The sequence below is a fragment of the uncultured Clostridium sp. genome (assembly GCF_947036855.1).
Taxonomy (GTDB): domain Bacteria; phylum Bacillota; class Clostridia; order Clostridiales; family Clostridiaceae; genus Sarcina.
The window spans coordinates 1-9,079 of the sequence record NZ_CAMQRY010000099.1; the positions used below are offsets into that span (position 1 = coordinate 1).

The following is a 9,079-nucleotide window of genomic DNA, read 5'->3' on the forward strand; positions in this document are numbered from 1 at the left end:
TCTCCAAGGAAAGTAGAACAACATAATGGTCTACCACAAGGCCCAAGACCTCCAACAACCTTAGCCTCATCTCTAACACCAATTTGTCTAAGTTCTATTCTTGTTCTAAAAATAGTAGCAAGACCTTTTACAAGCTCTCTAAAATCAACTCTACCATCTGCAGTAAAGTAGAATATTACCTTATTATTATCAAATGTATATTCTACATCTATAAGATGCATATCAAGTTTATGTTCTTTAATTTTTTCCTCACAAATTCTAAAAGCCTCTGATTCTTTAGATTTATTTAAAAGATGATTCTCTCTATCTTCATCACTCGCAACTCTTAAAACCTTTTTTAAAGGTGCTACAATATCAGCTTCTTCTATTTCTCTAATATTTATAACACACTCCCCAAACTCAATACCTCTAGCTGTTTCAACAACTACATAATCTTTTTTATTTATATCTAATTCACTAGGATCAAAATAATATATTTTCCCAGCTTTTTTAAATCTTATCCCAACAACTTTTATCATTTTACGCCTCCAACATTTTTCTCATCATCTCATTAAAAGTTAATGACCTATTCGTATTACTTACTAATTTTTCTCTTGTTTCATCTATTATTCTAGTAAACTCCTTAAGCTTTTTATAAGGCATAAGATTTGCAATTTCTGCAATTCTCTCTAGTTTATCACTATTAATTATAAGTTTTGCATTTGCAATCTCCTTATAGATAATAATATCTCTAGTAAATAAAACTATCTGTTCTAACAAATCATTATTTCTTCCAACTAACACCTTAGAAATTTCTGCTTTAGACTTTGTTTCAAAATAGCCAGTATACTTTATAGCATCTTTTTCACTTCTTTTAGCAACTGATAAAAGTATATCTAAAACAAAATCTCTTAATATTCCAAAACCTTTATCTGAAGTAAACTTCTCAATTCTACCAGGTATCCCCTGACTAAAAGCAATTAAAGATGCTTTGCCTTCCTCATCTATATGTTTATAATCCCTATTTATAAACTCTAAAATATCATCTCCACTAAGTGGTGATAGCTTACTTATCTGACATCTTGACTTAATCGTATCTAAAAGTAGTTCTAAACTTGTAGTCAATATTATTATGTAAACTCCACTTGGTGGTTCTTCTATAGTTTTTAACAATGCATTTTGAGCCTCGGTTGTCATCTTCTGCCCATCATATAAAATAATAACTTTTTTATCACCTTCATAAGGTTTTTTATTAACCTCTGAAATAAGTTCTCGTACATTTGCAATCTTAAATGTATTTTCACTTGTTTTATAATTTATAATATCAACGTAGTTATCCCTTGGTTCTACACCTAAAATAACTTCTGCAAGACCCTTTGCTAAAAGGCTTTTTCCAATCCCATCTTCTCCAACAATCAAATGGGCATGGGCAAGTGCATTTTTGCTTTTGCTAACCATAAATCTATTTAAAACTTTTCTATGTCCTATAATATCTCTCAATGCACTTTCTCCTCATACTTAAAACTTAAAACTTAAAATATTTATCTACATCTACAACAAAAATAGTTGCACCACCAATTTCTATATCTATTGGATAAGGTACAAATACACCTGCTGGTTCTGGCATTGCTTCAATCGGTTGAATAACACCTTTTCTTCTTTCACAGTTTTCTTTGATAACTGCAACTGCACCATCAACTCGACTTTCTTCTACACCTATAAGAAGTGTAGTATTACCTGATTTTAAAAACCCACCTGTAGTAGCAAGTTTTGTCACTGTATATCCTTTTTCATTTAATTCATCAACTAAATCTAGCGAATCATCATCCTGAACTATTGTTATTATTAACTTCATAATAGACCTCCAATTTAAAATATTATTAGCAAACTTTACTATAAATCTTATAAATATATTTCCTAAATTCTACATCCATCATCCATCTATAATATGAATTATACCATTAATTCATGAATATTAAACAAAATATCATACGACAAATAGAAAATTATCCAAAAAAAGTATCTGCACTAAACAGATACTTTCTTACTATTCTATATTATCAGAAATAAAACTCTTAATTTCATCAATAGCATTATCTAAATTATAATTTTCAAAAGATTTTGTAACACCTGCAAGTTTTAAATTTTCATCACTAAAATCCTTACTATCAGCTAAAAATCTTCTACACATTTCTTCATACTTTGGAGCTGATTGCTCTCTCTCTCTATCTAAAGCTCTCTGAAGTCTTAAACCATTGTCAATATCAATATAAATAGGCAGAACATTTTGCTCTCCATAATAATTTTTAATATTAGTAAATGATTCTAGTGTACTTATAATCAAATAATTTTCACCAGATTTAATATCAACTTGCCCATCATCAATCGTACTATAATACCACTTTCCATGGACTGTGTCATAGCATCTTGTCTCTATAACTTTTCCTTCTCTATCCCAAATATCAAGTTCTTCCTTAGTTAAAAAGAAATACTCAACCCCAACAGTTTCATTAGCTCTTTTTGGTCTAGTAGTATATATCACAACATCCTTTAAACCATGTGAATTCTCCTCACTAAGGAGTCTAAAAATAGTATCCTTTCCAGAACTACTTTTACCCATTATACAAAAAATCTTTCCCATATCTTCCTCCAGACACTCACTTTTTATTCCTTAGTAACAACTAAAATTTTATTTTCATTAACACCAATAAGTGTAATCCCATCGGCTATATATTTCTTCATAAGTTCAATATGCCTATCTTCAATAAGCTCACCCATCATAATAAGAGGAACTCCTGGTGGGTATGCAATAATAGTATCTCCAGAAATTTTATTACTACACTTATCTAAATCTACCAAATGCTTGTCCCTAGTTAAAGCTTCACATGGTATCATAACTACTTTTGGTAGTTCTAAATCATAAAAACCCTTTTCCTCACTTACTAAAATTTCAGGATTACATTTTTTTAGAGCAATTTCTAACCGTTCAAAGTCTTCATCCGTATTAAATGGTGATGGTATTAAAATAACATTTTTTTCATCACTCATTTCAGCTTGAACTCTCTGCTCTCTTAAATAATCTAAAAGTTTATGACCACTAAGACCTTTTGAAAGATGTAAAACAATTCTACTCTCATCAAGTTCAAGACTTCTATCATACTTATTAAAGAAATCTCTATCAATTATTTTAACATAATCTAAATTTTTAATATGCTTTTTAAGATTATTAATTTTATTAAAAAGCCTATTATACTTTGGCTGTGCTTTATACTCTAAAAAATATCTACTGTATTCAAGTGACATCATAAACATATACGAAGGGCTTGTACTTAAAAACATCCCCTTATAAAGTTCAACATTTTGAATAAGACTTTCATCATTAACATGTATATATGCTGTCTGTGTTAAACTTGGTAAAGTCTTATGTGCACTCATAATAGTTATATCAGCACCCATATCTTGAACAGACTTTGGAAGTTTTTCATTAAAGCCAAAATGTGCTCCATGTGCAGAGTCTACAAGAACTTTAAGATTATTCTCTTTGCAAAGCTTAATAGTTTCCTCCACCCCAATACCAATTCCATAATAATATGGGTAAGTTAAAATAATTCCCTTAGCATCTTTATTATTTTTTATAACTCTATCTAAATCTTTATCATCAATAGCAACAGGAGCTTTAAACTCCTCATCTATAATATTCTTAACAAATATAGGCACAAGCTTTCTCATCACAATAGCATTCATGATACTTCTATGACAATTTCTTTCAACAATAACTTTATCACCCTCTGAAAAAGTAGCAAAAATCATAATTAAATTTCCACTTGTACTTCCATTAACTAAAAAATAAGATTTTTTACTTTTATATAAATTTGATAACTTATCCTGAGATTCTTTAATAACCCCCTCTGGTTTATGTAAATTATCAACACCATCAACTTCAGTAATATCACCCTTTAAAAGCAATTCTGCTATATTATTTCCATAAAAAGATTTTGCATACTTATGACCTGGCATAGAAAAAAGTGCAATATTTTCATCTAAATATTCCTTAACAACCTTTATTAAAGGTAAGTCCTTTAACTCTTCATTCGTCATCTTAAGCCCTCCTTTTAAAGTAAATCTAACTATACCTATTATATTATAAATTAAATTAAAATGAAAATCCTCTTTAAAAATCAAACAAAATCATATATACTTATATCTTTGCAACAAATAGTATCATATCTAATTCTTAAAACTTCAAATAAAAATATACTGTTTAAACCCTACCTTATCTACTAGCTAACCTATCTAATAATATTATTTATCCACAATAAAAAATCTAAAAGTTATCCACAGTTTTTACTCTACAAAGTTATCAACAGAAAAAAAGACCAATAGAAATTAATTCTATTAGCCTAGTTCCTTTAATTTACCAACAACATTTTTAAAAATTCTATCTTTATAAAACTCATAAAATTCTGAACCAATATCTTCCTTAACTGCTTTTTCCTCACACTTAACACAAATCTTTTGATTCATAATTACAATTCCTCTTGTATTTACATCACCACATATTATACAAATCTTACTTAAATTTTCTCTAATATCAGCTTCAATATTTATTATTTCATCTAACTTGCTATCATCAACCTCTTTTTTTTCATTATTCTCTTCAATTAAACTCATACTTTTTATAGCACTTTCTTCAATCAAACTAATATCTTTTTCATCTATTTTTTTAATATCCATACACTCACCACCATCTATTAATAACTAAATTATTGCCAATCAATATAAAAATATACAAGCTTCCATAAATAATTTTCAAATAAATGCAAATACTAAAAATAAAAAGGGTGGTGAAACTCAAATTCACATTAGAATTTTGAGAATCTATTATGAAACAAGATGCTATATCTTACTTATCAACAGAGCAAGAAGAACTTGATAAACTTTGTGAAGATATATTTTCATTATCTGAAGAAAGTTATAAAGAATATCAAACAACAAATTATATATGTGATTTTTTAGAACAAAGAAACTTTAAAATTGAAAGAAACTTTCTTGATATAGAAACTTCATTTAAAGCTACTATAGGAGAGGGACATCCTATTATTTGCTTTCCATGCGAATATGATGCTGTAGAAAACACAGGACATTTAACTGGACATAATTTAAATACCAAAATACAAATATCTGCTGCTATTGGACTTGCTCATGTTTTACCTAAAATGAAAACAGAAGGAACTATAATTTTACTTGGTTGTCCTGGTGAATATTTAGGTGGCTCAAAGGAAACAATGCTTCGTCAAAATGTATTTGATGACTTTGATGCAGTCCTATCAGTTCAGGCAAATACTAAAACTTGTGAAACTAAAACCTCTGCAGCAGTAATACCAATAAGTCTAACCTTTAAAAGTAAATATCAAATGAGTCTAAATACAGATCCTGTATATACTTCACTTGATGCAACTCTAATGCTATGTAACATACTAAAAACTTTAGAAAAAGGAATACGATTTAATAAGTCCTATGTTGACTATACAATATGTGAATCAACAAAAAATCCTTACATAAAAGCAAATGATAGTAGAATTAAACTACTAATACGTTCAAAATCAATGGAAGATGCAAAATCATTAGAATATAAAATAAAATCAATTAGTGAATATATCAGTACCTTACTTGATATAGATTTCGAACTTCACTTATATCAACCACCAAGTGAACCACTTATTTCTAATAGTACACTCTCACGAATGCTTAGTCACAATTTAAAAGAAAGTGGAATAATAAATATAAATCATCCAACAAGAATTTTTGATGCACTTAGTCTTGGTGGAGTAAGTACAAAAATCCCAACAATAAATCATTTAATATCTATAGTCGGTGATGATCCATTAATACAATATGGTACAGAAAATTTTGCTAAGGCAACTTTAACACCACTTGCAATTGAAACTGCAAGAAGAGCTAGTTGTGCATTATTCTGTACTGCTATTGACTTAATTGAAGCTCCACATCTATTAATTGAAGCAAAACTTGAACTACACAAACTACAAAATAAAAAAGAAACCAATCTATACTAAAAAAGGTTGTAGCATTTGCTACAACCTTTTAACTATGTCTATCTATATTTAACTTTAAATTATTAATCTTATTTATAAATTCATCACTAGGCTGGAAATAAAACTTCTTATTAACACCATCTTTTGTATATACACAGCAATACTTATTTGAATCAAATAAACTACACATATATTTTTTAGAAATCTTTACTCCTAATTTTGAAATCTCTTTTCTTTCTCTTCCAATATATAAAATATTTGAGACTTTAAGATTTTCAAGGACTATTTGTTTCTTTGCATCAAGTTTATGAATTATCAATCTATCACCAACAACAGAATACTTATAACTTGTCCTACAATTATTAATAATAATAAAAATTGCAATAATAGTAGCAACTATTAGTACTGGATTACTTATATTAGAAAACTTTATATCGTTAAACTTAAATCCCCCAACCATTCCACTAATGACTATCATAAAACTCATTAAAATAACACTCTTAATAATCGCAATCGACATCTTATGAGTTCGAATTTCTTTTTGCATAATTCCCATACAAAATCCCCCAAATTTAATTTTAAATTATATACATTCAAATTATACTAGGCTTTATTAATAAAACCTAAGGCCTTTTATAGTCAAAAACTAGAATATATAACTGTCTGACCTTATTTAAGAAGTTTAATACCACCTTTTACCAAATTACTCTTTAAACCTTAATTTTTCATAATAAACTTAAAGTTTATCTAGAATAAATTTTAATTATCTGAGCAATTACTATAATATGATAAGATTAAAAACTTTGTTATAATAAATTATAGAAATATTTAAAATAAGGAGGCTAATATGATTCAAATATTTAAAACAGATATAAGTAAAAATAATAAACTAACAGCTCTAAATAATCTAGAAAATGGTTGCTGGATAAATTTAATAGCACCCTCTGATGAAGAGCTAGTTTTAATATCAAAAAAGACTAATGTATCATTAGAATTTTTAAGAGCTTCACTTGATAATGAAGAAATATCAAGAATAGATAAAGAAGATGAAAATACATTATTTGTACTTGATATCCCATTCACAGATTCTGAAGAAAATACATTAACATATGATACTTATCCACTTAGTATAATTCATACTAAAACTTATATCATAACTGTTTGTCTTAAAAATAGTAAAATCCTATCTGATTTCGTATCGGATAAAATAAAAAACTTTTATACAGATAAAAAAAATAAATTTACACTACAAATATTACATAGAATATATGCATACTATCTTATATATTTAAGACAAATAGAAAGAAAAAGTACAATAATAGAGAAAAAACTATATAAATCAATGAAAAATAGAGAATTAACTCAGCTTCATTCATTAAAAAAATCATTAGTTTATTTTGCAGCCTCTCTAAAATCAACACAAATTACATTAGAAAGAATACAAAAAATGCATATGCTTCAAGATTCTATCGAAGATGAAAAAATGTTTGAAGACATATTGATAGAAAACCAACAGGCTGTAGAAATGACAACTATATATACTAGGATTTTATCAGGAGCTATGCTCTTTTCAACATCAATAATATCTAATAATTTTAATAGTGTTGCTAAAATTCTAACATCACTTACTACAATATTTTCACTATATACAATATCAACTGGTATCTATGGAATGAATATAGCATTGCCATTTTCTAACTATCCACATGCATTTGCAATGCTTATGATAGTTACAACACTCGTAGCCTTAATTTCATTATACTTATTAGATAAATTTAATCTATTACGATAAGGAGGCTTTTTAATGATAGAAATTTTTAAATCTGATCAGCATGGAAAACTTATAAAAATAGATAATATCATCAGTGGGTGCTGGATAAATATGATTAATCCAAGCAAATCTGATATAGAATTTGTTCAAAGTAAAACAAATGTTGAAACCGAATTCTTTGAAGCAGCTTTAGATGATGAAGAAAGTTCTCGTATAGATATAGAAAATAATGATACTCTTCTTATATTTGATATTCCATTTGTAGAAGAAGATCATGATGGCTCAATCTATGATACATATCCACTTGGAATTATTTATACTGATCTTGCTCTTATAACTGTTTCCCTTCGAGAAACATATATTATAAAAGATTTTATTTCAAATAAAATCCCTAGCTTCTTTACTTATAAAAAATTTAGATTTATCTTACAGATACTATATAGAATTGCTTCTTACTATCTTCTATATTTAAGACAAATTGAAAAGAAAAGTATATTCCTTGAAAAGAAACTTAATAAATCTATGAAAAATGAAGGTCTTATAAAATTACACTCATTAGAAAAATCTCTTATTTATTTTTCAACTTCACTAAAATCTAATCAAATAATATTAGATAAACTTCTAAAACTAGAACAAATCCAGAGATATGAAGATGATAAAGAGCTACTTGAGGATGTTATAATTGAAAATAAACAAGCAATAGAAATGACTGATATATATACTGAGATTATCTCTAGCACAATGGAATATTTCTCATCCTTTATATCAAATAATTTTAATAGTGTCGCAAAAACATTAACTTCTGTTGCAACAGTTTTAACTATATTTAGTGTTGTTGCAAGTACTTTTGGTATGAATGTAATCCTACCATTTCAAAACTCACAACATGCTTTTTTAATAGTAATGGGTGGAACTAGTTTGATAGTTGGACTTATACTCTTCTTATTATACAAAAAAAACATGCTAGTATAAGATTTATAACTTATACTAGCATATTTTTTATTATACAAAATAATTTTTAGGTTCAAAAAAAGCCCCAGTTTACAACTGAGACTTAGATTTGGAGGCGCCACCCGGATTTGAACCGGGGATCGAGGTTTTGCAGACCTGTGCCTTACCACTTGGCTATGGCGCCGTAAATATGGTGGCCCGAGCTGGAATCGAACCAGCGACACGAGGATTTTCAGTCCTCTGCTCTACCGACTGAGCTATCGGGCCTTAACCTGGCAACAACTTACTCTCCCACACGCTCGCGCATGCAGTACCATCAGCCTCT

Annotated in this window: 10 protein-coding genes and 2 tRNA genes; 3 read left to right on the forward strand and 9 right to left on the reverse strand. The window is 28.1% G+C overall.

Features of this window, described 5'->3' with window-relative positions:
* From Q0V15_RS09765 to Q0V15_RS09790, 6 genes are all read right to left on the reverse strand, one after another.
* Positions 1-518 (reverse strand): regulatory iron-sulfur-containing complex subunit RicT (locus Q0V15_RS09765; RefSeq protein WP_297438482.1); only part of this gene is annotated, 518 nt, incomplete at its 3' end.
* 1 nt (position 519) lies between these two features.
* On the reverse strand, positions 520-1,479 hold the full coding sequence (locus Q0V15_RS09770; protein WP_297438483.1) for a DNA polymerase III subunit delta': 960 nt from the start codon (positions 1,477-1,479) through the stop codon (positions 520-522).
* 25 nt (positions 1,480-1,504) lie between these two features.
* A complete protein-coding gene (locus tag Q0V15_RS09775) occupies positions 1,505-1,834 on the reverse strand; it encodes a cyclic-di-AMP receptor (protein ID WP_297438484.1) in 330 nt (109 codons plus the stop codon).
* A gap of 192 nt (positions 1,835-2,026) precedes the next feature.
* Positions 2,027-2,620 (reverse strand): guanylate kinase, encoded by a 594-nt coding sequence (locus tag Q0V15_RS09780; RefSeq protein WP_297438486.1) that lies wholly within the window; start codon positions 2,618-2,620, stop codon positions 2,027-2,029.
* Positions 2,621-2,643: 23 nt separating this feature from the next.
* A complete protein-coding gene (locus tag Q0V15_RS09785) occupies positions 2,644-4,077 on the reverse strand; it encodes an aminotransferase class I/II-fold pyridoxal phosphate-dependent enzyme (RefSeq protein ID WP_297438488.1) in 1,434 nt (477 codons plus the stop codon).
* Between the two features lie 297 nt (positions 4,078-4,374).
* Entirely contained in the window at positions 4,375-4,713 is a 339-nt protein-coding gene (locus Q0V15_RS09790) for a sigma factor G inhibitor Gin (RefSeq protein WP_297438490.1), read from the reverse strand.
* A 149-nt stretch (positions 4,714-4,862) separates the two neighbouring features.
* Between Q0V15_RS09790 and Q0V15_RS09795 the strand changes: the two genes are divergently transcribed.
* Positions 4,863-6,053, forward strand: a complete 1,191-nt coding sequence (locus Q0V15_RS09795; protein ID WP_297438492.1) for a M20 family peptidase — start codon at positions 4,863-4,865, stop codon at positions 6,051-6,053.
* Positions 6,054-6,081: 28 nt separating this feature from the next.
* Here Q0V15_RS09795 and Q0V15_RS09800 read toward each other — a convergent pair whose 3' ends face one another.
* Positions 6,082-6,588, reverse strand: coding sequence for a hypothetical protein (locus Q0V15_RS09800; protein ID WP_297438494.1), 507 nt, complete (start codon positions 6,586-6,588; stop codon positions 6,082-6,084).
* A 291-nt stretch (positions 6,589-6,879) separates the two neighbouring features.
* Here Q0V15_RS09800 and Q0V15_RS09805 point away from each other — a divergent pair, with 291 nt between their 5' ends.
* Positions 6,880-7,824: a magnesium transporter CorA family protein gene (locus tag Q0V15_RS09805; RefSeq protein ID WP_297438496.1), complete on the forward strand. Its 945-nt coding sequence runs from the start codon at positions 6,880-6,882 to the stop codon at positions 7,822-7,824.
* A 12-nt stretch (positions 7,825-7,836) separates the two neighbouring features.
* Positions 7,837-8,775, forward strand: coding sequence for a magnesium transporter CorA family protein (locus Q0V15_RS09810; protein WP_297438498.1), 939 nt, complete (start codon positions 7,837-7,839; stop codon positions 8,773-8,775).
* A gap of 89 nt (positions 8,776-8,864) precedes the next feature.
* Here Q0V15_RS09810 and Q0V15_RS09815 read toward each other — a convergent pair.
* Positions 8,865-8,938 (reverse strand) — tRNA-Cys (locus Q0V15_RS09815).
* A 7-nt stretch (positions 8,939-8,945) separates the two neighbouring features.
* A tRNA-Phe gene (locus Q0V15_RS09820) sits at positions 8,946-9,021 on the reverse strand.
* Positions 9,022-9,079 lie beyond the last annotated feature (58 nt).

Coding starts and splice junctions, on each gene's coding strand:
- Q0V15_RS09775 (WP_297438484.1), bottom strand. CDS start 1,834: ATGAAGTTAATAATAACAATAGTTCAGGATGATGATTCGCTAGATTTA.
- Q0V15_RS09790 (WP_297438490.1), bottom strand. CDS start 4,713: ATGGATATTAAAAAAATAGATGAAAAAGATATTAGTTTGATTGAAGAA.
- Q0V15_RS09800 (WP_297438494.1), bottom strand. CDS start 6,588: ATGGGAATTATGCAAAAAGAAATTCGAACTCATAAGATGTCGATTGCG.
- Q0V15_RS09805 (WP_297438496.1), top strand. CDS start 6,880: ATGATTCAAATATTTAAAACAGATATAAGTAAAAATAATAAACTAACA.
- Q0V15_RS09810 (WP_297438498.1), top strand. CDS start 7,837: ATGATAGAAATTTTTAAATCTGATCAGCATGGAAAACTTATAAAAATA.
- Q0V15_RS09795 (WP_297438492.1), top strand. CDS start 4,863: ATGAAACAAGATGCTATATCTTACTTATCAACAGAGCAAGAAGAACTT.
- Q0V15_RS09780 (WP_297438486.1), bottom strand. CDS start 2,620: ATGGGAAAGATTTTTTGTATAATGGGTAAAAGTAGTTCTGGAAAGGAT.
- Q0V15_RS09785 (WP_297438488.1), bottom strand. CDS start 4,077: ATGACGAATGAAGAGTTAAAGGACTTACCTTTAATAAAGGTTGTTAAG.